The sequence below is a fragment of the Corallococcus carmarthensis genome (assembly GCF_003611695.1).
Classification (GTDB): domain Bacteria; phylum Myxococcota; class Myxococcia; order Myxococcales; family Myxococcaceae; genus Corallococcus; species Corallococcus carmarthensis.
In genome coordinates this window covers 1-22,684 of record NZ_RAWE01000169.1, presented here as the reverse complement: position 1 = coordinate 22,684, position 22,684 = coordinate 1, and the positions used below count along the sequence as shown (strand labels likewise).

Below are 22,684 nucleotides of genomic sequence, written 5' to 3'. Positions count from 1 at the left end.
GGGTGACGCGGGGCGGCAGGGGACGAGGGGACTGGTCTGGACGGGAATGACGTACGCCGGATGGGTTTCGGCGGGCGTGGTGCGGTCAGCGGAGCGGATGTCAGGCGGGTCCGGACTGGACCGCGACCCGCGAATGCGCGGTTCGGTGGCGTGCGGTGTGCTCGCTCGGGCGCCGCCGTGCGCCGACTTCTGGAGGGACGCGGATGGAACTGGGACTCGCCAACAAGGTCGCGCTCATCGCTGGAGGCTCCAGCGGGCTGGGACTCGCCGTCGCTGAGGAACTGGCGAAGGAAGGCGCGCATGTCGCCATCGGTGCTCGGGACACGGACCGGCTGGCCCAGGCCGAAGCGCGGCTCAAGTCCGTGGCGCGCGGTGGCCGCGTGCTGGCGACGCGCGTGGACGTGAAGGACGACGCGGAGGTGCGCCGCTGGGTGGACGACGTGGTCGCGAAGCTGGGCGCGCTGCACGTCGTCGTCACCAACAGTGGTGGCCCGCCTCCGGGCCCGGCCTCCACCTTCGGCGTGGACGCGTACCGGAGCGCGGCGGACGCGGTGCTCCTGCCGCCCATCTCCCTGGCGCTCGCGGCGCTGCCCCACCTCAAGGCGGCCGGGTGGGGACGCGTGCTGTTCATCACCTCGGAGACGGTCCACCGGCCGGTGGCCCGCTTCGCGCTGTCTGGCTTCGCGCGCATGGGCATCGTCGGCTTCTCCGCCGCGCTGGTGCAGGAGCTGGGCGACAGCGGCATCACCGTCAACGTGCTGGCGCCGGGCTACATGCGCACGCCGCCCGTGGAGCGCACCGCCGGTGGCGCGGGTGACGTCGAGGCCGGGCTTCGCGCCATGGGCGCGCACATCCCGCTCAAGCGCGTGGGCCTCCCGGAGGAGTTCGCCGCCGCGGCGGTGTTCCTCGCCAGTGAACGCGCGTCCTTCATCACCGGCACCGTGCAACTCGTGGACGGTGGCGCGAGCGTCATCGGATGAGCGCGAGTCCCGCCACTCCGGCTGGCCGTCCCGTCGTCGTGAAGATTGGCGGCGCGGCGGGCGTGGACCTGGAGAACGTCTGCGCGGACGTGGTGGAGCTCGTCCGCCAGGGCGAGCGCGTCGTCGTCGTCAACGGCGGCTCGGAGGCCGGTGATCGGCTCCTGGGCTCGCTGGGCCTGGAGCGCCCGGAGGCGACCACCGCGAACGGCAACGTCGTGCGTCTCACCTATGCGTCCACGCTTCGCGCGCTCACCATGGCGTGGGTGGGTGAGGTGAACAAGGCGGTGGTGCTGGCGCTGCTCGCGAAGGGCATCCCCGCGCTGGGGCTGTGCGGCGCGGACGGCCGCGTGCTCACCGCGCGCAGGCGCCCGCCGCTCAAGTTGCAGGATGCGGACGGACGGATGCGCATCGACCGCGAGCACCTGGCCGGAGAGGTCTCGTCGGTGAACTCGGCGCTCCTGGGGATGCTCCTGGATGGCGGCTACGTGCCGGTCGTGTGCCCTCCGGCGGTGACGGAGGACGGCGTGCTCGTGAACGTGGACGCGGACCACGTGGCTTCGTCCATCGCGGCGGCGCTGGGCGCGAAGGCCCTGATCATCCTCTCCAACGTGCCGGGGCTGCTCGCGGATCCGAAAGACCCCTCGACGCTGGTGCGTTCGAGCGACGACGTCGAGGGCTGCATGCCGCTCGCGGGTGGCCGCATGCGCTACAAGCTGGAGGCCGTGCGCCGGGCGCTGCAGGGCGGAGTCCCTGCCGCGTACGTGAGCGCGTCGCGCGTGGCGCGGCCGGTGTTCTCCGCGCTGGAGGAGGCGGGCGGTACGAAGTTCACCCTTCGCGAAAAAGGCGGGGCGGATGCGGGCGCGTGAGCCGGGCGTCGACTTGTTGCGGTGGATGGTGGAGCAGTACAGCCCCAGCCACCAGGAGGCCTCCTTCGCCGGAGCGCTGGTGGAGCGGTTGGGCGCGCGCGGCTGGCGGGCGCACACCGACGCCGTGGGCAACGCCGTCGCCCGTTACGGAGACGGGGACACCGTCATCGCGTTCCTGGGCCACATCGACACCGTGCCCGGCGAAGTGCCCGTGCGGCTGGAGGGCCAGAAGCTCTACGGCCGCGGCGCGGTGGACGCCAAGGGGCCGTTGTGCGCGTTCATCGAAGCCGTGGAGTTGCTGGACGACGCGGAGCGCGCCGGCAAGCAGTTCCTGCTGCTGGGTTGCGTGGAGGAGGAGGTCGCCATCACGCGCGGTGCCCTGCACGTGCGCGAGCAGTACGCACCGGACTTCGTCATCAACGGCGAGCCCAGTGGCGCGCACGCGGTGACCATTGGTTACAAGGGACTCCTGCGCCTGGACCTGGAGCACCGCGCCAGCCGCCGTCACACCGCGAGCCGCGACTACCGCGCCGCCGCTGAACACGTCATCGACGCGTGGAACGCGCTCAAGCGCCTGTGTGACGACTGGAACCGCGAGCGTCCGTCCCTCTTCGAGCAGAACCTGCCCTCCCTCAACGCCTTCCACACCGGCGCCACGGAGACGGAGGAGTGGGCCACGGCCGCGGTGAGCATCCGCACCGGCCCGTCCACGGACATTGATGCCCTGCTCGCGGCCCTGGCCACCGCGCCCACCGTGACGGTGCGCACCGTGGCGAAGAAGGACGCTGTTTCCACGAACGGCAACGACGCGCTCTCCCGCGTCTTCAAGCAGGCCATCCGCGAGCGCGGCGTGAAGCCCACGCTGCGCCTGAAGACGGGCACGTCCGACTGGAACACCGTGGCCTCCGCGTGGAGCGTGCCCACGGTGGCGTACGGCCCAGGCGATGCGGCGTTGGACCACACGCCGAACGAGCACATCGACCTTCCGGAGTACGAGGAGGGTGTCGCGGTGCTCGCGCGCGTGCTGGCGCTGCTGCCGGTGAAGGCGCCCGCGGGGAGCTGACGCTTCAGGTGCCCAGCGCGGCCAGACCCCGCGAGCGCAGGGTCCGCATCCCCACCACGATGCCGAAGAAGAGCAGGGCGCAGCCGGCGGTGATGGGCCGCACGCCCACGCGGTCCGACAGCGCGCCCTGTCCCCAGACGCCCAGGATGTAGCCCGCGTTCACCAGCAGCAGGAACAGGCTGCTCACTCGCGCCTGCAGCTCCGGCGGCGTGCGCGCCTGACACACCGTCTTCAGGCCGGTGAAGGCGACGAGGTACACGGCGCCCAGGATGAACAGCGTCACCAGGGCCACCGGCAGCGTGGGGGACAGCCAGTAGGCGGCGGAGCACAGCCCCACGAGCAGCAGCGCGGCCTCCAGGAAGGTCTGCCGTCCCATCCTCGCGACGAGGGCGCCCGAGCCGAACGCCGCGATGACCGCGCCCGTCCCCTGAGCGGTGAGCAGCATGGACGTGGTCGTCGCATTTCCGCCCAGCACCTTCAGCGCGAACACCGGCACCAGGCCCACGAAGGGAGAGATGAGCAGGCCCACCAGCGCCCCGGAGCCCAGCGCGAGCGCGATGCCCGGGTCCGTCCACGCAAGGCGCACGCCCCGCATGATGCCGGCCCACAGCGCCTCCACCTTCGAGGGCAGGGCGTTCGCCGCCGCGCCGCGCATCGCCGCGAGCGCGAGCAGCACGGCGAGGAAGGACAGGGTGTTGACGAAGAGCGCCCCGGCGATGCCCACCTTCGTCAGCACGAGCGCGGCCAGCACCGGGCCGATGATGCGGCCCAGGTTGAACTGCGCCGAGTCCAGGCTGAGCGCGTTGTGCAGGTCCTCCGGGGGCACGACGGCCACGGTGAGCGCCGTGGCGCAGGGGATGACCAGCGTGCTGAAGGCGCCGTTGAGCAGCGAGATGGCCGCCACCCACGGCACCGACAGGTGCCCGGTGCCGGCCAGCACCGTGAGCAACGCGGCCAGCAGCGCCTGCACGCACACGCACACGGCCATGAAGGTGCGCCGGTCGAAGCGGTCCGCGAGCGCGCCACCCAGGGGCGCGAGCACCAGCGAGGGCAGGTGCGTCAGCGCGGCGACGCCGCCCGTCCAGGCCGCCTGGCCCGTCACCTCCGTGACGTAGACTCCCAGGGCGACGGACTCCATCCACGTGCCGATGTTCGACACGAGCGTGCCCAGCCAGAGCAGGGTGAAGTCGCGGTGGGACAGGGCCCGGGCGGAGCCCGAACGGGAGAACAGGGAGGTGGCCACGGGGGCCCCTTTCTACTGCGCACCCCTGACGCATGCTCGGTGGGTGCACGCCTACACGGTGGTTGACTCCCTGCCTGCCTTGGGAGACGGGGAAAGGCATGACGCGGCACAAGGTTCTCGTGGTTCCCCGGGAGATTGCTGGCGAGCGGCTCGACCGCTTCCTGACGAAGCACGTCCCGGGCCTCACGCCGGAGCGGGCGCGCGCGCTGCTGGACGCGGGAAGGGTGCGCATCCGGGGCAAGAAGGCGCAGGCCACGCGCAAGTTGTGGGGCGGCGAGGAGCTCACGCTGGAGACGCCGGAGCCCCGGCCGTCGCCGCATGCTTCCGTGGAAGGGCCGGAGCTGCCGGTGCTGTACGACGACGCGGCGCTCGTCATCGTGGCCAAGCCGCCGGGGCTGGTGGTGGAGCCGGAGGGGCGGGCGGCGTCGGTGGTGGGGCTGCTCGCGGCGCGGTGCCCACCGTTCGACGTGGAGGGCGTGGCGCAGCCGGGCGTGGTGCACCGGTTGGACCGCGAGACGAGCGGATGTCTGGCATTGGCCAGGACGGATGACGCGGTGGCGGCGCTCCTGAAGGCGTTCCAGGAGAAGCGCGTGGACAAGCGCTACCAGACGCTGGTGCTGGGCCGTCCGCCGGACACCGGGAGGCTGGAAGGGCCGTACGCGAGGGACCCGAAGGACCCGCGCCGCTTCACCACCCGTGTGCCCTCCGCCAGGCGGGCGGCGCTGACGTTCACGGTGCGCGAGCGGTTCCGCGAGGGGGCGCTCCTGGACATCGACCTGGACACGGGGCGCACGCACCAGATCCGTGTGCAGTTGTCCGAAGCGGGCTTCCCGGTGCTGGGGGATTCGCTCTACGGCACGGAGGAGGCGCGCAAGCACCCGGCGGCGCTCGCGGTGGGTCGTCAGGCCCTGCACGCGTGGCGCCTGGAGTCGCCGTCCTCCGCGACGGGCCAGGTCGTCCAGGTGGAGTCACCGCTGCCGGAGGACTTCCTGCGTGGGCTGGCGGTGCTGCGCGGGTGAGAGTGATAGGCTTCGACCTGGTCGCGAACGACAGCGGGGGCGCCGTGGCGCAACTCTTCGTCGCCCAGCACCCGGAGCGCGTCCGGACCCTGCTCCTGACCAACTGTGATGTGGAGAGTGAATGCCCACCTCCCGCCGTCCTGCCCGTCATCGAGCTGGCCCGCGCCGGTGCCTACGTGGACAACTGGCTCGCGCCGTGGCTCGTGGACAAGGCGCTGGCCCGGTCTGAGACAGGCATTGGGGGAATGACATACACCCATCCCTCCCAGCCCACCGACGAGGCCATTGAATACTACTTCGCGCCGCTGGTCCGCTCGGCGCGGGAGAACTCGCTCGCGGGCATCGAGCCCGCGCTCAAGCGCTGTCGCGTGCCGGCCCGCATCGTCTGGGGCATGGGCGATACGATCTTCTCGCCCTCCAGCGCCGACTACCTGGACCGCACGCTGGGCAACTCCCGGGGCGTGCGGCGGGTGCCGGACGCCCGGCTCTTCTTCCCCGAGGAGTATCCCGGCCTCATCGCGAAAGAAGCGCGCCAGCTGTGGGGTGTGGGCTCTCGCTGAGGACCGCTACTCGCGGCGCAGTCCGGAGTCGTCTTCGTCCTCGGACTGGGGCTCGGCGGGCTCCAACCGGGCCTGCCGCTCACTGGCCTCCCAGGAGGCCTCGGCGTCACCGGCGTGCACGCGGGCCGCGGCCTCATCGTCCTGGTCGCCGGTCCACGTGGTGTGGCCTCCCGCGAAGCCTTCCAGGGGACGCGCGCCGCGATGAGCCTCCACCTCCAGGTCCTTCTTCTCCTCCTCGCGCAGTCGATCCAACGCCTGTTGCCGCTCGAGGTCGTGCTGCTTCTCGGTCATCCGGTCCGCCATGGTGATGTCACCTCCTGCCTCAAGGTGGGGGCCGGCCTGGCGATACGGCAGGGGGAGGCGAGCGTTCATGCACGGCTGCATGCCTGGCGGACGGTCGGCGGCACGGGCGTCCCACGGGGTACGCTCCAGCAACCCTGCTGGCGGGGCCTGAGGAGGAGCGCGACGCATGAATCCGGGTGTCTCCATCGTGGCGGATGACACCCGGAGCTGGGGGCTGGAGACCCCGGGTCCCGGACTGCTGCTGCACGTGCCCGCCGCGGGCCGCTGGGCGCCGCGGCCCGCCCTGCACCTGGAGGCCGCTCCGGACTACCGGATCCGCTTGCGCGGCGCGGGGCAGACGCTGCTCTGGACCCGCATCGATTCCTACTGGGACCGCGCCGTCTTCCTCCGGGGAACGGCCCATGCCCCCTGGGTCCTGCCTCAGCTGTCCGCACCCGAGGTCCGCGCCGTGGAGGCGCCCTCCGGTTCCGAGGTCTGGTGGGACGCCTGGGGATGGCGGCTGGCACGTGCGCTCGTGGAGGCCCCGCTGCCGGTGCTCCACGCCGGGCACTGGTGTCTGCGCCCCGTGCGCGCCATCCCCGCGGAGAAGGCGGAGCGGCATCCCGTCTCCCCCATGGAGTGGGGCTTCGGTCAGCCTCCCCAGCCGCCGCACTCGCTGGCCGCCCTGACGCAGTTCCTGTTCGCGTGGAAGGAGGACTGGTGGGAGACGCTGCCCGCACAACGGCCAGGCGCCGTGCTCGCGCTGCGTGCGCTCTCCTCGCCTGAAGATGGGCGCGTGAAGAGCTGGCGCAAGCGCGCGAGGGACGGGACGTTGCCACCCGTGGTGCTGCTCTACGTGGACATCCTGGCGAAGTGGCTGGTGCTGGATGGCCATGACCGGCTGCACGCGGCGCTGCTCGAGGGCGTGGAGCCACCGCTCCTGGGCTTGTGGCCGTTCATCGACCGGCCCCGCCCCGAGAACGCCGTCCGCGAGGAGGGCGCCCTGTTCAGCGCGGAGTTCCAGCTGCGCGCCGGGGCCACGCCGGAGGTCGTCGACCGCGTCAACCGCATGCTGCTCCTCAACTTCACCCCCGACCCGCGAGGAACCGTCTCGCGCGCCTGGCCGCTCCCAGGGGGACGGGACGCGTGGCGCGAGGAGGTCTCCGCGCGGCGACGCAGGGGATCGCTCCCGCTCCTGGACGCCCTGGATTGGAACTGGCTCACGTAGACTGCCCGGCATGATCCAGGACTTCGAACGCACGACCACCGACCGGCTGCTGCTCCGCGCCATCCGTGAGAGCGACCTGGACGCGGTCTTCGCACTCCACTCGGATCCGGCGACGAACCGCTTCAGCCGCCGCGGCTTCATGCAGACGCTGGACGACGCGCGGAAGACCCTGGGCCTCTGGCTGGAGGACTGGGCGCGCGACGGCGTGGGCTACTGGCTGGTGGAGCGGCTGGAAGCGCCCGGCGTCGTCGTGGGCCTGGGCGGTGTGCGCCACAAGGAGCTGGATGGCCAGCGCGTGCTCAACCTCGCCTACCGGTTCACACCCCAGACGTGGGGTTCCGGGTACGCGACGGAGGTGTCCCGTGCCGCCCTGGCGCTGGCGGCGCGGCACCTGCCACACGTTCCCCTGGTGGCCATCATCCACCCGGAGAACACCGCGTCCCTCCGCGTGGCGGAGCGGCTCGGGATGCGCCTGGATCGCCATGTCACCGAGGACGGCATCCCGAACCGCGTGTATGTGATTGGCTGAAGCGCGCTCAGCGCGGGTCGAACGAAGCACAGACGCGCACGCCGCTGCGGACGTCCCGCGCGGTCGCGTCACCGGGGGAGAGGTCGGCGCTGGCCGCGACGAAGGAGTCGTAATACCAGGAGCCTCCCCGGAGCACGACGCTGCCGAACTCCGGCGTCACGGAGCGCGTGAGCTCATAGGCATTGCCCGCCATGTCCCGCAGGCCGAACGGGCTCACCGACGCGGGATGCGTTCCCACCGCGTCTGGTCCGAAGGCCAGGGGCCGCCGGTCATACGTCGCGTCGATGTTGGCGTCGTCGGGCTGGAGCTGGTCGCCATGCGGATAGCGGCGGCCGTCCGCGCCCCGGGCCGCGTATTCCCATTCGTGCTGGCCGCACAGGCGCGCTCCCGGCAGCCGCTTCGTCCGGTGCAGCCAGTAGAAGTAGCCCTCCAGGTCCTGCGCGGAGACACCGGACAGTGGGAGCTGTTTCCAGTCGACGCTCGCGTGCCGGGTGCGCTCCGCGTAGAGCAGGGGTTCGCCTTCCTTCGCGGTGCGGAACTCCTCGCGCGTGCGATGGAAGGTGAAGATCCAGCCCGTGCCCTGTTTCCACCGCAGCGTGATGGTGCCCCCGTCGCCGAAGTGCGGCTGTTCGAGGATCCGCCTCGCGGGTGCATCCGGTGGCAGGTCCTCCAGATAGGTCAGCCAGTCTCCGAACGTCACCTCGTCGCGGCCCACCAGGTAGCCGCCGGTGAGGCAGTAGCGATGCATGGGCGGGCTGAAGGTGAAGCGGCGCACCACCTCCGGTTCGGCGCTGCCCAGGAGGAAGCACCCCGGCGGGATGTAGACGTACCCTTCGGGCACCTGCGTGGGGAGCGCGAGGCGCAACGCTTCCCGGGCGCCGTGCGTGAGGAATACCGGAACGTCCACGGGCACCCGTCCTGGCTGCGTGAAGTGGAGCATGTACGAGCCCTCCGACAGGACGAAGCGCGAGGTCCCGGCGCCGGCAACGGCTTCGCGGCGGAACGGCCCCTCGCTCCGGATGACGCGCGCGATGGACACGCGAGCCCCCGGTGGCGTGCTTTCCACCGTCAGCTCCGCTGGCTCATGGAACCGCCGCAGGGACGCTGCGCCCTCCTTCGCGGAGTCCACCTCCTGCTCCAGGCGTTGCAGCCAGGCGTCGCGCTCGTGGCTCTGGTGGAACGCCTCCGCGAGGAGCACCCGCTCGGACAGGACCTCGGCGATGAGCCGGCGCGTGTCGGGATGGTGGCGATCGCGGTCCAGGCCGCGCTCCAGGCTCCGGCTGGCGCGGGTGAAGGCGGCTTCCGCCTGGTCGCGCAGGGCGAGCGTCTCCGTCCACCGCTTCTCCGCGGCGCTGCGGAGGCCCGTGGCATCCGTCGCGGTCTCCGGGCCCAACGACGAGGGCGGCCGGCCGTCGAACATCGCCAGCGACTCCTCGCGGCTCGCGAGCGCCTTCGCGACGAGGGTACGGCCGGAGCCCAGCGCTTCCCTCGCGGTGCCCAGCTCCGCGGCGATGAAGCGCGAGTCCTCCAGGTACGCCTGGAGCCGCAGGCCTCCGTAGGACGCGAGGACGGCGAGCGCGAGCACGAGCGCGGTGAGCCCCCGTCCCCAGCGCGCGCGTCGCACGGCCCGGTGGGACGCCTGCAGGAAGGACTGCTCCCGGGAGGCCAGGGTGGTGGGGTCCAGCAGCCGCACCTCGTCCAGCTGACGCTGACCCCAGAGGGCTTCGTTGGCTCGGTGCAGGCGGTCCCACTCCGTGCTCGCCGCCTCCACGCGCTTGCGCAGCACGCGGTGCCCGATGTCGTCGTCCAGCCAGTCGCGCAGCGTGCCCCAGCTCCGGATGAGCGACTCGTGGGCGATCTCCCAGCGCGGCAGGCCATTCACGGTGCGCGTGTGCAACAGCCGGCCTTCGACGAGCATGCCCAGCGCCGCGCGGGAGGTGGCATCCGAGGCGTCGGCGAGGTCCTCCGCGCCACGCTCGATGCGCGTGCCTTCCGCCGTCACCAGTTGGAGCAACAGTCGCCGCGCCGCCGCGTGCTCCGCCGGGCTCATGCGCGCGAGCACGCCGTCGGCATGCCGGGACAGCGCTCCCGCCACGCCGCCCATCGCCTCCAGCGCGGAACCCGTGATGCGGCCCCTGGCGGAGTCGCGGCGCTCCCACAACTCGGCGAGCGCGAACTGGAGCAGCGGGAGGCTGCCCACGCCGTGCGCCGTGGAAGCGACCAGCGTCTGCACCAGTTCCGGTGATTCGAAGGCCACGCCCCGCGCGCGGGCCGGGCCGACGATGGCCTCGCGGACTCCTTCAGGTGACAGCGGCCGGAGGATGTAGAGCGCCCGCTCCGCCTCTTCTCCCAGGCCCGGCAGCGCGCAGAGGCGGGTGAGGAAGTCGCCGCGCACCGCCAGCAGCACGTGCACTCCCGCCGACGGCAGGGCCAGCTCTCCCAGGAGGCGGGCGAAGTGCGCCGCCTGTCCGGGGTCGGAGAGGGTGAGCAGCTCCTCCAGCTGATCAATGAAGAGCAGCAGCCCGCGTCCGCGCCCATGCGTCTCGCGCAGCGCCTGTCCCAGCCAGGCCGGCGTGTCCGTGAGGGCGGTGACGAGCTCGGCCTCCCTGCGTCCCAGCACCGGCGCGAGCGCGGCGGCCAGCGCTTCGAGCGGGCGGTGGCCGGGCCACAGCGTGATGACGTGCGGCTCCCGTCCGTCGCCCAGGTCTCCGGCCGCCACCCGGGGCAGCACCCCCGCGCGGCACAGCGAGGACTTGCCTGTTCCGGAGTCGCCCGCGACGAGGACCAGCGGCCGCGTGCGCAGACGCTCCAGCACGGCGCGGATGTCTCCCTCGCGTCCGAAGAAGAGCGCCCGGTGCTCCGCCGCGAACGGCGCCAGTCCGCGATAGGGATTGCCGGCGGCCAGCGGCGCGGGCGCGATGGAGCGCTCCAACTGCTCCAGCGCTTCGCTCAGCGCCTCCGCCGAACCGAAGCGTTCCAGCGGATCCCCCGCGAGACAGCGCAGGATCATCGCGGCGAAGTCGGGGTCCACCTCCGGGCCCAGCGCGGCGCGCGTTGGCGTGTCCTCGGGTTTGCGCGAGGCGCGGCGGGGCACCTGTCCCGTGCACAGCTCATGGAGGATGAGCCCCAGCGCGTACAGGTCACTGCGGGCGGACGCCGGTCCTCCGGCGAGCACCTCCGGCGCCAGATAGGGCAGGGTGCCCACGAGCAACGGCGTGCCGGACGCCAGCTCCGCGCCCACCTCGAAGCGCTCGGCGAGGCCGAAGTCGAGCAGCTTCACCTCGCCCTCGCGCGTGACGAGCGCGTTGGAGGGCTTGAGGTCGCGGTGGAGGACGCCCTGGCGGTGCGCCGCCGACAGCCCCCGCGCCAGGCCCACGCCCAGTGACAGCACCCGGCGCCACGGCACCGGCAGGGGCAGCTCCGCGAGCGTCTCCCCGACGACGTACTCGGAGACGATGTACGGATGGCCGTCCACCGCGCCCACGCTGAACACGCTGACGATGTTCGCGTGCTGCAGCCGCGCGAGCGCCCGGGCCTCCGTCGTGAACAGGTCGCGGAAGCGTTCATCCGGCTGCGCCGCCGCCATGAACTTCACCGCCACGCGCCGGTCCAGCGACGTGTCGTGCGCCAGGTAGACGATGCCCATCCCGCCCCGGCCCAGCGGGCGCTCCAGGCGGAACGCGTCGAACGACGGCGGCGGTGTCCAGGGCTCCGGCTCCGGCGGGAGGCTGTCCGTGTCCCGGTCTCCGGAGGACTCCAAGTCATCCACGGACGAACGCTGGATGCCGGGGGTGAGCGTGGCGAGCAGGCTCCGGCATTCGCCGCAGCCGGCGGCATGGCGGTGCACCTGCGCCAGCGCCTCGTCCGTCAGCTGGTCCTCGAGGAGCTCGACCAGGATCTCGTCGGTCAGGCAGCTGGAAGGGGGCGCGCTCACGGAGTCCGTGCCTTCACGCTAGCCACGCGGCGCGCGGCGTTCAATGACACACGCGGACAGGGCGCCCCGCACCGGGCGGACGACGCGCGTGAGGGCGGGCCGGGGCGCGTCATGGTATGGCCATGCGCATGTCCCAGGTGCCCGCACTGGCCGCGACCTTCCTCGCGCACACGAAGACGCGTTTCGTGTCCCCCTCTCCGGAGGACCTCGCGGCACTCGACGCCCTGCTGTCGCGCGCCTGGGAGGACGCACAGGCCCGCTGGCCGGCCGTCTCGCTGCCCGCCGCGCGCTTCGTGACCCACGTCGCTGAACGGCTCCCCCAGGCGACCCCCACCACTCCCATCGCGCCGCTCGTCTCCGGCCTGTCCCTGGCGGAGCTGTACCTCGCCTGCGCCTGCCTTCAGGGCAACTCCGCCGCGCACGAGGCCTTCGAACGCAACTACCTGGCCCGGCTGCCGGAGCGGCTGCGCAGCCTCCGCCAACCCGACGCGATGATCGACGAGGTCCGCCAGCGGGTGGGCGTGAAGCTCCTGGTGGCCAACGCCGGCCACGCGCCCGCCATCGCGGACTACACGGGGCGCGGTGGCCTGCTGAGCTGGGTGGTCGTCATCGCCAGCCGCATCACCAACAAGCTGCGGGGCCAGGAGAAGCCTTCGACGGGAGACGACGCGGAGGAGCTGTTCCAGGCGCTGCCCGCGCAGGGCCTGGATCCGGAGCTGGACGTGATGAAGCGCCGCCACCACGCGGCCTTCCGTCAGGCCGTGCGTGAGGCCGCCGCCACGTTGTCGGCCGAGGACCGTCATCTGCTCCGCCTCCACTTCGCGGACCGGCTCTCCACGTATGAGATGGCGCCGCTCTTCCGCGTCAACCAGTCCACCATCTCCCGCTGGCTGAAGCGGGTGCAGCAGCAGGTCTACGCGGAGACCCGGAAGCGCCTGCAGGAACAGCTGGGCCTCTCCACGGAGGACTTCCAGAGCTTCATCGCCTTCGTCGACAGCCAGCTGGACCTGACCCTCAGCCAGCTCCTCGACGAGAAGCGCGAACCGCCTTCCGAAGGCTGAGCTACGGTGCCTTCGCGGGGCCGTAGGACAGGTTGCGCAGCAGCGCGGCCCCGGGCTTCACGTCGCCGCGGCGCACCGTGCAGGTGCCTCCCTCGTCGCGTGCGTCACCCGTGTCCGCCTGGAACCGGCCGGGGCACTCCTGGAGGATGAGGTCCAGCGCGCGCCCGTCCCTCGTGCGGGACAGACAGGTGGCGCCGTCGGGGGCCCAGGCGGCCTCGAAGGACCCCTTCGCCGGGTCCCACTCGCGGGTCACCTCGGTCGCGCGCTCCAGCACGCCCAGCCGGTCATAGATGTCGATGGTGGTGTCCTGGCGCGTGTGGCTCCGGCCGTTGCCGCAGTAGTCCGCGCGGGCCAGCCGGGTGCACGCCTGGTGGAGGCCGGCCAGCGACTTTCCGTCGCGGGAGGCCCAGGGCGCGTAACCCCAGAGGATGCACTTGGAGATGGCGCCGTTCTCACACGCGAAGGTGAACCGGTCCGCCGCGTCCGCGTGGGCGCCGCTCGCGTCCCACACCCCGCCCACCGCGAGCGCCCGGGGCGCGGGGGAACGGTCCAGCGCGACGCAGGGGTTCTCCCATTCGCGCGCCACCGCGTTCCAGGCCTCGATGCGGTAGAAGACCCGGCCCGGATCATCCGCCGCGGGCTCCGCGCCGCAGATGGCCACCTCCACCGGCTTGCCGTCGCTGGACGTACCCTGGAGCACGGTGCCCACCACGTCGCTGGCCGTCGCACCCTTCTCCGGTGCGGGGACCGCCCACAGGCGGCCATCCTCGAAGCGCAGGGCCGTCACCCCGGCCTCCGCCTGCCGCGGGGCGTCCAGCGCCACGGAGACGAGCACGCTGGTGCGCTCCTCCGTCGGCTTCTCCGGGTCCCAGCCCCGCTTGGTGCCCCACAGCATCGTGCCCTGGGGCCTGGCGATGCGCTGGGCCGTCTGGGACTGGCACCGGCGCGCGTAGCGCTCGGCGTCGGACGGGGCGCTCACGGAGCGGGTGGGCGCGGGCTTCGGGGCCGCGGGCGGTGCGGCCTGCACTCGCGCGCTCAGGAGCAGGAACAGGCACACCGGCAGGGTTTTGAAGGTCGCGTTCACATTTCCGATGAGCCCCCGGACCGGAAATCGATGCACGGAATCCGTCCGTCCGCTCAATCCCAGCCCCGCAGCTGGACCCGCACGCGCCGCAGCAGCAGGTCCCACTCCTGGCGCTTGAGGGTCGCCATCACGCGCCCCGTGACGATGGTGAGCCCGGTGAGGGTCATCACCAGGAAGCCGATGCGGTGGTCCCGCAGCCCCGCGTTCAGCAGGTTGGACACCACGTCCAGCAGGAGGAACAGCGTCCCCAGCGCCAGGTAGGCGCGGATCCGCAGGGCCATTCCCACCGCCACCCCCAGAAGACAGACGGCGCCAAAGACAATCGCATACGTCCCGTCCTCGGATTCGCCCATCCGGGCCGCCAGCTTCGCCGCCGCGGGCACGTACAACAGCAGTCCGCCCAGGATGCGCACCGCGTTGCGCGCCGCGTGCGGCAGGCTCGACGTGAAGAGCTGCCCCATCATCAGGAGCAGCAGCCCCAGCGGCGCCAGGTACACCTCCAGCCCCTCCAGGCCGAACGCGAGCGCGGCGAGCAGCAGCGCCAGGTTGCAGGCGGCCGCCGCGAACGCGCCGAACATCCGGCTGCGCTCCACCGCGCCCAGCGCCGCGTACAAGAGGCCCGAGCCTCCCGCGAACAGGGCGGCATCGCCCGTCGCATCGCTGGGAAGGATGATCGCCACCGCGATGGGCAGGAGCGCCGCGAACCGCCGCGTCGCCTGCTCCACGGGGCGCACGCCCGCCCTGCGCGCCAGCACCGTCACCCCCACCAGGACGAAGCCCAGCGACAGCGCGAAGAGGGCGTCATGTTCGGGGCGGAGGCCCTGCGCGTACAGCCCGCGCACCAGCGCGTAGACGCCCACCACCGCCATCTGCACGAAGTACACATGGCGGCCCGTGTGCTCGCGCCACGCGGCGTGCAGGGACACGCCCACGGCCAGCCCGATGGCAGCGAGGGCCACGGGCAGGACGTCCTCCGAAGCGCGGCCTCCCACGGCGACGGCCGCGAGCAGCGCCGCGCTCCCAAGGAGCCACAGGTCGCGGCCCCAGCCCATGCCTCCCGCGACGTCGCTCCGGCGGCGCGCGGTCGTGCGGCGGGCGACGTGAAGGACCAGCGCGCTCCCCGCGGCGGCCAGCGCCAGCGCGGCACCGGACCGGGTGAAGAGGTCCAGGTACGCCGGCGCCGACGGTCCCAGGCTTCGCGCGAGGAACACCATCCCCGTGGCGACGACGGCGCCTCCCGCCACCATCGTCCCGAGCCCCGCGATGAACCCGGCGAGTGCCCCGCGCCACTGGAACGCCGCGATGAGCATTGTCGCCGCGAGGAGCCCGAGCGTCAGGGGGAACGCGGCGGAGACCATCCACGTTCCGCCCAAGCCCTGAAGCATCCGCCACGCGAGGACGGGAACGGCCACCGTCGGCGACGTGTCACCCGTCACGGCCAGCGCATACAGCATCGCCGCCGCGAAGTAGGGCAGCACGGACAGTTGAGCGCGCAGCCGCGTGCGGCCCTCGTCGTGGCCCCGGCGCTTCGCCAGCCACGGCGCGACGACCACCACCGCGAGCCCCAGCAGCGCCAGCGTGGGCCCCGGCCACGCCTCGAAGCTCGGCGCCAGGTGGGCCTGGGCATGGACGAACAGCAGCAGGCCCACGCCCAGGACGCCGCGTCCCGGCCCGCGCGCACCGCCCACGAACAGCACGGCGCCGGTGGCGAGGACGAGCTCCGCCGCGGTCACACCGGGCTGGAAGAAGGCCGCCGCCGCCACGAGCGCCACGGCCGTGAGGGCTTCCCTGTGCAGGGCCTCGAGGAACGGGCCCGGACCCTCATCCGTCCGCAGGGACAACAGCCGCCGGAAGAACGCGCGGCCCGCATCCACCCGTGCCACCACGACCGACAGCCCGGCGTAGACGAGCCCGGCCGCGGCGACGCCCGCGAACGCTCGCTGCCACAGAAGGAAGGAGGTTGCGCCCGGAGGCATCCAGGCCACCGGGTTGAGCCAGCCCAGCGCCGGGTTGAAGAGCTGCGCCGCCGTGGCGCGGATCCATTGCCCGTCTGGAGGCAGCAGGGCCACCAGGGCGCTTCCAACCAGCGACTGCTGCGCCGCCCAGAGCGCGGCGCCGGGAAGCCCCAGCAGCAGCCCTACGTGCGCCAGGAACCGCGAGCGGAACGAGGCCGCGAGCAGGACCGTCAACAGCGCCGGCCCCAGCACCAGGAGCGGAGGCACCAGGCCCAGCGCGCGAGACGGATCCGGCAGGCCCACGGCGACGGCGGAGCGCAGGAGCAACAGGGCCAGCACGGCCACGCCCACGTGGGGCACCTGGTGGTACAGCGGCCCGTGCCGAGGCCTCTCCAGGCGCTGGCCCACCCACGGACCCACGCGCCGCAAGACAAGCGCCAGCGCCCACAGCGCGATGCCGATGAGCGGCAGCCGCCAGGCGGACACGTCGGGCGGAAGCGGCCGGCCCGCGCGATTGACGACTCCCGTGAGCGCGATGAACCCGCCGCCCAGGGCGAGCGTCACCACCGAGCCCCGCAGCTGGAACGCCACGAAGCCGCGCGACACGAACGCCAGGAGCGCGCCCGCCGTGATCAGGACTCCCGCGAGCAGGGCCTCTGGCCGCTCGGCGCTGGTCGGCAGGGCGACCCAGTTGAGGAGCGTGGCGACCGTGAAGCCGGCCTGCACGAGCGCCGCGAACGCGAAGCCATCCGTGAACAGCGGCCATCCCCGTGCGCCGAGCGGCAGGGGGAGGACGTCCAGCAGCCGCCGGCCCTTCGCCGCCGGCACCTTGCCAGCGCCAGCGTCACGGCCGCGAAGCAACGCGAAGATCGCGAAGCCGAACCCCAGGGCGGAGGCCACGAGGGCGGCCCGCGCCGAGCCGAAGTCGGAGACCGTGCCCAGGGCTTGGGACACCGTGAGCGCGAGCCCCGTGGCCGCGAGGAAGCTCACGAGCCGGCTGCCGTCGCGCCGGACGCGGAGCAGCAGCACCGCCGTCACCAGCGCCGTGGGCACGCAGGCGAGCACCGCCGCCTGGGACCCCGCGACCCATGCGAGCGCGTCTGGCAACGCGGGCGCGACCCCCAGCGCCCGCACCACCCCGAGCGCGGCGATGCCCAGCGACACGTCCTCCAGGGGCTGGAAGGCGCCATGCAGCCCCTTGCGCTCCGCCCACGCGGCCTGCGCGAGCCCGCCGAGGCCGTAGAGCACCGCCGCGAGCGAGAAGACCCCCAGCCTCGCCGCGCTGGACGCGAGCCACGGAGTTCCATCCACGGCCGAGAGCGCCCCGAAGAGCAGCGCGACACCACCCAGATAGTGGAGACCCCGCCACCTCCACCGTCCCGCGAGGTGGGCCGCGAACGCGATGACCGCGCCCGTGCACGCCTGGGGCCAGGGCGCGTCCGTCCCCTGGGTCCACGCCAGCACCGAGAAGGCCGGCATCGTCGCCAGGCACGCGACGACACCCCAGGCGAGGATCCGGTTGCGCAGCCCTCCCGAACTCGTCACGCGCGCCAGGAGCAACAGCCCGGCCGCCACCGCCGCGACGCCGAAGCACCACCACGCCGGAGCGTCAGGCGCCTGTACGCGCGCCACCAGCGCCCCCGCGAGCAGCGAGGCCATGACGGCCGGATGCACCAAGGCCCGCCGGCGGAACTCCAACAGGAAGAACACGAGCGCGGCCAGCACGGGCGCGCAGACGGAGGCGGTGTCCACCCAGGTGTCCTCGCCCGGGAAGCGCGAGAAGGCGCCGAGCGCCCCCGCGAGCGCGCCGCTGGCGACCACCGCGTGCGCCAGCGTCTCGGCCACCGGAGCCGCGCGAGGATACGCCGCCCGGACAGCCTCCGTGGACGAGGCCACGGCCACCACCGCGCCGAGCGCCACCGCCCACAGCACGAGGCCCGCGAACAGGGGCCCCCCAGGTTCCAGCGCATCGAAGCCGGAGGGACCGCTCGCCACGCTGAAGACCGCCAGCCAGAGCGCGCCGTACATCGCCGCGCCCACCCCGACGAACGAGGCCCTGCCGGCCTCCGCCGTCCGGGCCCGCCACACCGAAGCCCCCAGCGCCACCACGCCCGCGAACGCGCACAGCACGCGCAGCCACGGCGCGTCGTCCCAGCCCATCAGCGGCAGCCCCGCCAGGAGGGAAGGGAACAGCGCCACCGCGAGCGACGTGGCGGAGGTCCCGTGCCACAGCCGCCCCGCGGCCCGCAGCGGAAGGAGCGCGACGGCGGCGACGCCGAATGCCGTGGGAACGCCGACAACGGGCGCCAGCGCCACCAGGGCCGACAGCGCGATGAACACCACCGGCAGCAAGGCAAGCCCGATGCCCGCGAGCACGCGCCCCGCAGACCGTGAGCGCTTCGCCAGGAACGTGCCCAGGCCGATGAATGCCGCGTGGTAGCCCAGGAGCGCGCCCGTGACGATCAACTGCCGGGGCACGCCACCGAGCGCCCGCCACGCCTCGCGGACCCCCATGAGCGAGCCGCCCAGCACCAGCACCGCGCCGAGGAACCACCAGATGTACTCATGAAGGCGCGGAGGGTTGTCGCCCTCGTCCAGCGCGATGACCGCCTCCAGGCCACTGCCGCCCATCGAGTCCAGGTGCCCCCGCGCGAACAGCGCCTGCCCCGACCCCAGCGCCGACCCCAGGTCCTCCTCGCCGGAGGACTCCCCGTCGTCGTTGGCCACCACCCGCCGCCGTGCCGCCTGCTCCCGCTCCGCCCGGGCCGTCTCGTCCAGCGAGTGCGCGAGCGACGCAAGCCACCCCGGACGCCACCCGCCCGCGCGACGAAGCGAGCCGGCCACGTCATCCGCCCAGGCCTCCACCCGCGCCGCGGAGTCGAGCGGAGGCGCCTCCGGGACCGCGACGGCCGGAAGCTCGGGCACGGCTGGAACCACCACGGCCTCTTCGGGGGGGGCCAGGAGCGAGGTCTCCAGCCGGTCCGCCGTGGCGGCATCCAGCAACCCATCGAAGCGCCAACGGTCGATGCGCCGCCGCATCAACGCCAGCACGAAGTCATCCAGGTGCCGCCCGGAGGCGGGCACGAGGGCGGCACCGCACTCCGGGCACAGGGGCCCGGATCCAGACGCACGCGGTTCCGTACAGGCAGGGCAGAGCATGCGCACCAGCATACCGGGCCGCCCTCACACCGCGCTCCGTCCCTGGTGACATTGTCACCAGGGATGGCCCCGGAGCCGCCCGGCCATGACCTTCCATGGCCGGGCTCCCTGGCAAAACAGGTCCTACAGACCGTCGTGGTAGCACCAGCCGGTGGTGCGGTCGTAGCCGCCACCGGCCAGCGGGTAGTTGATGAAGCCCAGCTCCTCGCCCGGGCCGCACTCCGACCGGGCGCGCTTGTAGGGCTGGCACCGGGTCACTCCGCCCAGGCTCACGCAGGCGCCGCGCGCGCCTTCCGTGCCGCAGAACTCGGCGTAGCTCAGGGTGCACGTCTCACCAATCAGGGCCGGGTCGAACGCGAAGCCGATGGGCTCCAGGACGGACTGCTCGATGCACAGGCCGTAGACGCCGCAGACCGTGCCCGTGGGGCAGCCGGGGACCACCGCCATCGGGTCGCACGTCTTCAGGCACTGCCGGTCATCCGTGAACAGGTCCGTGCACGCGAAGCCCTCCGCGCAGTCCGTCGTCGCCGGGTGATGGGCCTCCGCCGCGGGCGTGGAGGTGCACGCCGCGCCCTGCGTCCCCGGGCCCTGCGACTTCTCCAGCGTGCCGTCATCCGCCAGGTAGTTGTCCGCCACGCAGGTGTGACCCGGCACGTTCGCCGTCCACGAACCCTGGCGCGGGTCGCAGCCCGAAGGCCGCACGGTGCTCCACGTCCCGTAGCGGATCCACTTGCACGCCCCGCCAGGGACGACCGCGCTGCCCTTGTAGGGCGCGCTGAGCGGCGCCGCGTTCACCGACTCGCGCAGCGTCACGTTGTAGAGCACGCCCACCGTCTGCTGCGGCGACACCTTGAGCGCCAGCACCAGCGAACCGGAGTCCGCCACGAACAGCTTCTGGCCCGTCGTGCCCGCGTCCTGATAGCCGTAGACGCACTGCTCGCAGGTGAAGAGGTTGGCGCCGCCCGCCGCCAGGTCATGCACGCCGGGCGCCGTGTTCACGTCCAGCCGGACGAACGCCGTGTCCTTCAGCGCCGGGTCGCCCAGTCCATTGAAGGTGCCCTGATAGGTCGGCTGGCCGCCGTACATCACGGGCGTCAGCTGCACGCCGTTCGCCAGGGCGTTCATGGTGATTTCGGTACACCCGGCCGGTGGGGTGAGCGATTGCGCCTGCTGCTGGAGGGCCTGCTGCTGCTCCTGCGCGGAGGACTCCTCCGGCTGCGGCTCCACGGCACAGCCCGTCAGCGCCATGCACAGCACCGCGTTCCAACGCCACGAACGAAACCCGAGGCTTCGAGTCGTCATTGTCATTCTCTTGGATTGTGATTGAGGCTGTCAGGGGGGAGACAGCCCCTCCGGAAGAACCCGGATGGCGTATTGATTACGTGAGGTTGTCTTGGATTGACAATCCGATTCGACATCGCGGCGCAACTGTTGTTGTCGTGGATTCCATTGTGTCTGGGATGGAATCAGGCTGGGAGAATCTCAAGACATGAGTCTCGGAATGCCAGGGACGCGACAAGGCCCGCCAATGGGTTTTCGTTGGCGGGCCTTCGAGGATGCTCAGAAAGAATGGGACGTCTCCAATCTCGATGGGCACGTGAATGAAACGAATCGGAGGAGGCTGTGGCACCGCGCACCACCCGGTGCCGCCATTTCACGTACCACCGGGGTCTGACACCCATGCGGCTACGGCTTCTTGTTGCGCTCCCGCAACGCCTTGCACGGGTCGTCCTCCGGCATCGCGGGCGTGAACCAGACGTAGTCGTAGGGCAGGGCGGAGGCCTCCGCGTAGTCCTGGGGATTCAGCGCCTCCGGCGACACCTCCAGCAGTGCCACGCTCAAGACCGTGACGTCCTTCGCGCGGCGCTCCAGGTGCGCGGGGACGCCCCGGTCCTTGCGGACATGTCCGTTGCCGGTGATGAGCACCGCTCCGTCCGCGGGCACGGTCTCCAGCAGCCGGTCCGCCATCATCGCGTCGCGAGCCCGCTGGGCCAGCGCCATGGGCTCCAGCATCTCCTGGGGCAGCTGTCCGCAGTGCGAGCGGTCCAGCTCCTCGCGCACTGCCTTCGCCTCCGCTTCGGGGACGGGCGCCTCCAGGCCCAGGCGCGAGGCCAGACCCGGGGGAAGCGCCTCCGGCCCCTTCATCACCAGCTCGCGGACCTGCGCGCGGGGCAGGTTGGCGGCGACGATGGGCAGGTGTGCCTGGAGCCCCGCGCTGAACACGGGTTCGTAGAGGCTGAAGGCGGGCCAGCCGCTGTTCGCCCAGTCCACCGCCTTCGCCAGGCCCTCCACATCGTCCGGATGGGCCTTCAGCGCCGCGTCCACGGCGGGCTGCTGCGTGATGTCCAGCATCTCGAAGGCGAGCGCGGGACGCAGGCCTCCGTGTGTCCTCGCGCGCACCAGCTCCGCCTGGAGCCGGTGGTGATCCGGGTGGTCATGCCGTTCGCCCAGGAGCACGAAGCGCGCGGGCACCACCGCCGCGCGCAGGGCGCTCTCGTCCACGAAGCGGCCCGCGGCCACGTCCCAGATGCGCCCCACCAGCGGGTGGTCCCGGTACAGCGTCGTGGCCCACGCCCGCGCGGGAGGAGGGGAGGACACCTGCTGCTTGCTGGCACAGCCCAGGGACAGCGCGAGGACGAGGACGAAAGGGAGTCGCGTCATCCCGTCATCTCACCCGTCCCGCACCGGGATTGCCCGCTGGAAAACGACAGGGCCCGCAAGAATCAGCAGAGGCGGCCGCGAAGTAGCTTCAGCCCGGAGTTCGAAGCCGGGGCGGTGAAGCGGATCCTGGTGGAGGGCAAGGCCGTCTCGGAGGCGGCGGAAGACCTGGACCTGACCGAGACGGCCTTCCGCAGAGTGGAGGTGACCTGCCTGGCTCGCTACGTCGAACCCAGCCGCATGAGGACTTCGGCGACTCCACCCGGGGGATGCGGGTTCTCGTTGACGACGAGGCGGAAGCCACACTTCTCGAGGACGCGGATCGACGCCAGGTTGTGGAGCGCGGCCCACGCATGAAGCGGCCGGGTGGGCTTGAGCACGAGAAACTCAGAGAGGGCCCGAGTGGCGATGCCTTTGCCCCAATGCTCGCGACCTATCCAGTAGCCGACGAGGTGCATGGCGTCCTGTTCCCAACTGCCGATGTTCCCAACGACCACGCCGCCCATGACGATGGTGCGGTTGACGTTTTCAGGGCGGAGAACGTTTGTGCGCCAGTGGGTCATGAACGCATCGCGCTCCCGCGATGGGAATGCGGCCATGCGCAGCGCTTCTGGGTCGCGCTGGTGTTCGAAGAAGATGGGGAGGTCCTCATCTGTCACGTCGCGGAGGATCATTCTGAAAAGGCTCCGTCAATCCTGCGCCGCGAGGGCGGTCGGGAGGCGAGTGGAGGAAGGGTTCTATCTTGTTCGGGCATGACGAAGCGCGGGATTGGGACCGGTCTCGCGTGGGGCGCGACAAGTCCGATCCGAGATGAGGGTTCAGGCATCGCACGTCTTGTTTTTCCATGCCGTGGCGTCGTGCGCGGGTAAGCGTTCACGGGGTCTGGCGACCGCGAGCGTGAATCAGGTCCCGGGCAGCAGCGATGGTGCGGGAGTGCCGTGGAGATGGGCTTCAAGGGACGCAGTGAGAGCGTCGAGCACGTTGCGCTCCTGCTTCCTGAGGCTCATCACGGCCGTGAGGATGCGCTCGACGAAGCGGCTGCCGTCCTCGCTCTGGGTGCCAA

The 22,684-nt window shown here is 72.1% G+C and carries 16 protein-coding genes; 8 read left to right on the top strand and 8 right to left on the bottom strand.

Annotated features, from left to right (window positions below; all coding sequences use genetic code 11):
- Nucleotides 1-203 precede the first annotated feature (203 nt).
- The 3 genes from D7X32_RS32120 to D7X32_RS32110 are packed head-to-tail and all read left to right on the top strand — an operon-like array spanning nucleotide 204 to nucleotide 2,909.
- Nucleotides 204-980 (top strand): SDR family NAD(P)-dependent oxidoreductase, encoded by a 777-nt coding sequence (locus D7X32_RS32120; RefSeq protein ID WP_120606386.1) that lies wholly within the window; start codon nucleotides 204-206, stop codon nucleotides 978-980.
- Nucleotides 977-1,846: a [LysW]-aminoadipate kinase gene (locus tag D7X32_RS32115; protein WP_120606385.1), complete on the top strand. Its 870-nt coding sequence runs from the start codon at nucleotides 977-979 to the stop codon at nucleotides 1,844-1,846. The genes D7X32_RS32120 and D7X32_RS32115 overlap by 4 nt, the downstream gene beginning before the upstream one ends.
- Nucleotides 1,833-2,909: a M20/M25/M40 family metallo-hydrolase gene (locus D7X32_RS32110; protein WP_120606384.1), complete on the top strand. Its 1,077-nt coding sequence runs from the start codon at nucleotides 1,833-1,835 to the stop codon at nucleotides 2,907-2,909. The genes D7X32_RS32115 and D7X32_RS32110 overlap by 14 nt, the downstream gene beginning before the upstream one ends.
- 4 nt (nucleotides 2,910-2,913) lie before the next feature.
- Here D7X32_RS32110 and D7X32_RS32105 read toward each other — a convergent pair whose 3' ends face one another.
- Nucleotides 2,914-4,152 (bottom strand): MFS transporter, encoded by a 1,239-nt coding sequence (locus tag D7X32_RS32105; RefSeq protein WP_120606383.1) that lies wholly within the window; start codon nucleotides 4,150-4,152, stop codon nucleotides 2,914-2,916.
- Between the two features lie 98 nt (nucleotides 4,153-4,250).
- On the opposite strand from D7X32_RS32105, the gene D7X32_RS32100 reads away from it, so the two are divergent.
- Together D7X32_RS32100 and D7X32_RS32095 are read left to right on the top strand one after the other, a co-directional pair.
- Nucleotides 4,251-5,171 (top strand): RluA family pseudouridine synthase, encoded by a 921-nt coding sequence (locus D7X32_RS32100; RefSeq protein WP_120606382.1) that lies wholly within the window; start codon nucleotides 4,251-4,253, stop codon nucleotides 5,169-5,171.
- Nucleotides 5,168-5,731 (top strand): alpha/beta fold hydrolase, encoded by a 564-nt coding sequence (locus tag D7X32_RS32095; RefSeq protein WP_208752604.1) that lies wholly within the window; start codon nucleotides 5,168-5,170, stop codon nucleotides 5,729-5,731. Before D7X32_RS32100 ends, D7X32_RS32095 begins: the two co-directional genes overlap by 4 nt.
- A 6-nt stretch (nucleotides 5,732-5,737) precedes the next feature.
- Here the strand turns inward: D7X32_RS32095 and D7X32_RS32090 are convergent, their stop codons facing one another.
- Nucleotides 5,738-6,034: a hypothetical protein gene (locus tag D7X32_RS32090; RefSeq protein WP_120606381.1), complete on the bottom strand. Its 297-nt coding sequence runs from the start codon at nucleotides 6,032-6,034 to the stop codon at nucleotides 5,738-5,740.
- Nucleotides 6,035-6,200: 166 nt separating this feature from the next.
- Here D7X32_RS32090 and D7X32_RS32085 point away from each other — a divergent pair, with 166 nt between their 5' ends.
- Nucleotides 6,201-7,241 (top strand): hypothetical protein, encoded by a 1,041-nt coding sequence (locus D7X32_RS32085; RefSeq protein ID WP_120606380.1) that lies wholly within the window; start codon nucleotides 6,201-6,203, stop codon nucleotides 7,239-7,241.
- A gap of 10 nt (nucleotides 7,242-7,251) precedes the next feature.
- The gene (locus tag D7X32_RS32080; protein ID WP_120606379.1) at nucleotides 7,252-7,770 is read left to right on the top strand and encodes a GNAT family N-acetyltransferase; all 519 of its coding nucleotides are present in this window, start codon (nucleotides 7,252-7,254) and stop codon (nucleotides 7,768-7,770) included.
- Between the two features lie 7 nt (nucleotides 7,771-7,777).
- Here the strand turns inward: D7X32_RS32080 and D7X32_RS32075 are convergent, their stop codons facing one another.
- On the bottom strand, nucleotides 7,778-11,704 hold the full coding sequence (locus tag D7X32_RS32075) for a bifunctional serine/threonine-protein kinase/formylglycine-generating enzyme family protein (protein WP_120606378.1): 3,927 nt from the start codon (nucleotides 11,702-11,704) through the stop codon (nucleotides 7,778-7,780).
- 122 nt (nucleotides 11,705-11,826) lie between these two features.
- On the opposite strand from D7X32_RS32075, the gene D7X32_RS32070 reads away from it, so the two are divergent.
- Complete coding sequence (locus tag D7X32_RS32070; protein ID WP_244239300.1) at nucleotides 11,827-12,765, top strand: sigma-70 family RNA polymerase sigma factor; 939 nt, start codon at nucleotides 11,827-11,829, stop codon at nucleotides 12,763-12,765.
- A gap of 1 nt (nucleotide 12,766) precedes the next feature.
- On the opposite strand, the gene D7X32_RS32065 is transcribed toward D7X32_RS32070, so the two are convergent.
- The 5 genes from D7X32_RS32065 to D7X32_RS32045 all read right to left on the bottom strand — a co-directional run bounded on the left by D7X32_RS32065 (nucleotide 12,767) and on the right by D7X32_RS32045 (nucleotide 22,295).
- Entirely contained in the window at nucleotides 12,767-13,849 is a 1,083-nt protein-coding gene (locus D7X32_RS32065; protein WP_120606377.1) for an ADYC domain-containing protein, read from the bottom strand.
- A gap of 53 nt (nucleotides 13,850-13,902) precedes the next feature.
- Entirely contained in the window at nucleotides 13,903-18,888 is a 4,986-nt protein-coding gene (locus tag D7X32_RS32060) for a hypothetical protein (protein ID WP_244239299.1), read from the bottom strand.
- Nucleotides 18,889-19,086: 198 nt separating this feature from the next.
- A complete protein-coding gene (locus D7X32_RS32055; protein WP_120606375.1) occupies nucleotides 19,087-20,265 on the bottom strand; it encodes a hypothetical protein in 1,179 nt (392 codons plus the stop codon).
- 384 nt (nucleotides 20,266-20,649) lie between these two features.
- Entirely contained in the window at nucleotides 20,650-21,624 is a 975-nt protein-coding gene (locus D7X32_RS32050; protein WP_120606374.1) for a ChaN family lipoprotein, read from the bottom strand.
- Nucleotides 21,625-21,842: 218 nt separating this feature from the next.
- Complete coding sequence (locus D7X32_RS32045) at nucleotides 21,843-22,295, bottom strand: GNAT family N-acetyltransferase (RefSeq protein ID WP_120606373.1); 453 nt, start codon at nucleotides 22,293-22,295, stop codon at nucleotides 21,843-21,845.
- Nucleotides 22,296-22,684 lie beyond the last annotated feature (389 nt).

Bases quoted from the DNA above. Each gene is read 5' to 3' on its own strand.
- D7X32_RS32120 (WP_120606386.1), top strand. From the start codon at position 204: ATGGAACTGGGACTCGCCAACAAGGTCGCGCTCATCGCTGGAGGCTCC.
- D7X32_RS32115 (WP_120606385.1), top strand. From the start codon at position 977: ATGAGCGCGAGTCCCGCCACTCCGGCTGGCCGTCCCGTCGTCGTGAAG.
- D7X32_RS32110 (WP_120606384.1), top strand. From the start codon at position 1,833: ATGCGGGCGCGTGAGCCGGGCGTCGACTTGTTGCGGTGGATGGTGGAG.
- D7X32_RS32100 (WP_120606382.1), top strand. From the start codon at position 4,251: ATGACGCGGCACAAGGTTCTCGTGGTTCCCCGGGAGATTGCTGGCGAG.
- D7X32_RS32090 (WP_120606381.1), bottom strand. From the start codon at position 6,034: ATGGCGGACCGGATGACCGAGAAGCAGCACGACCTCGAGCGGCAACAG.
- D7X32_RS32085 (WP_120606380.1), top strand. From the start codon at position 6,201: ATGAATCCGGGTGTCTCCATCGTGGCGGATGACACCCGGAGCTGGGGG.
- D7X32_RS32080 (WP_120606379.1), top strand. From the start codon at position 7,252: ATGATCCAGGACTTCGAACGCACGACCACCGACCGGCTGCTGCTCCGC.
- D7X32_RS32070 (WP_244239300.1), top strand. From the start codon at position 11,827: ATGCGCATGTCCCAGGTGCCCGCACTGGCCGCGACCTTCCTCGCGCAC.
- D7X32_RS32055 (WP_120606375.1), bottom strand. From the start codon at position 20,265: ATGACGACTCGAAGCCTCGGGTTTCGTTCGTGGCGTTGGAACGCGGTG.
- D7X32_RS32050 (WP_120606374.1), bottom strand. From the start codon at position 21,624: ATGACGCGACTCCCTTTCGTCCTCGTCCTCGCGCTGTCCCTGGGCTGT.
- D7X32_RS32045 (WP_120606373.1), bottom strand. From the start codon at position 22,295: ATGATCCTCCGCGACGTGACAGATGAGGACCTCCCCATCTTCTTCGAA.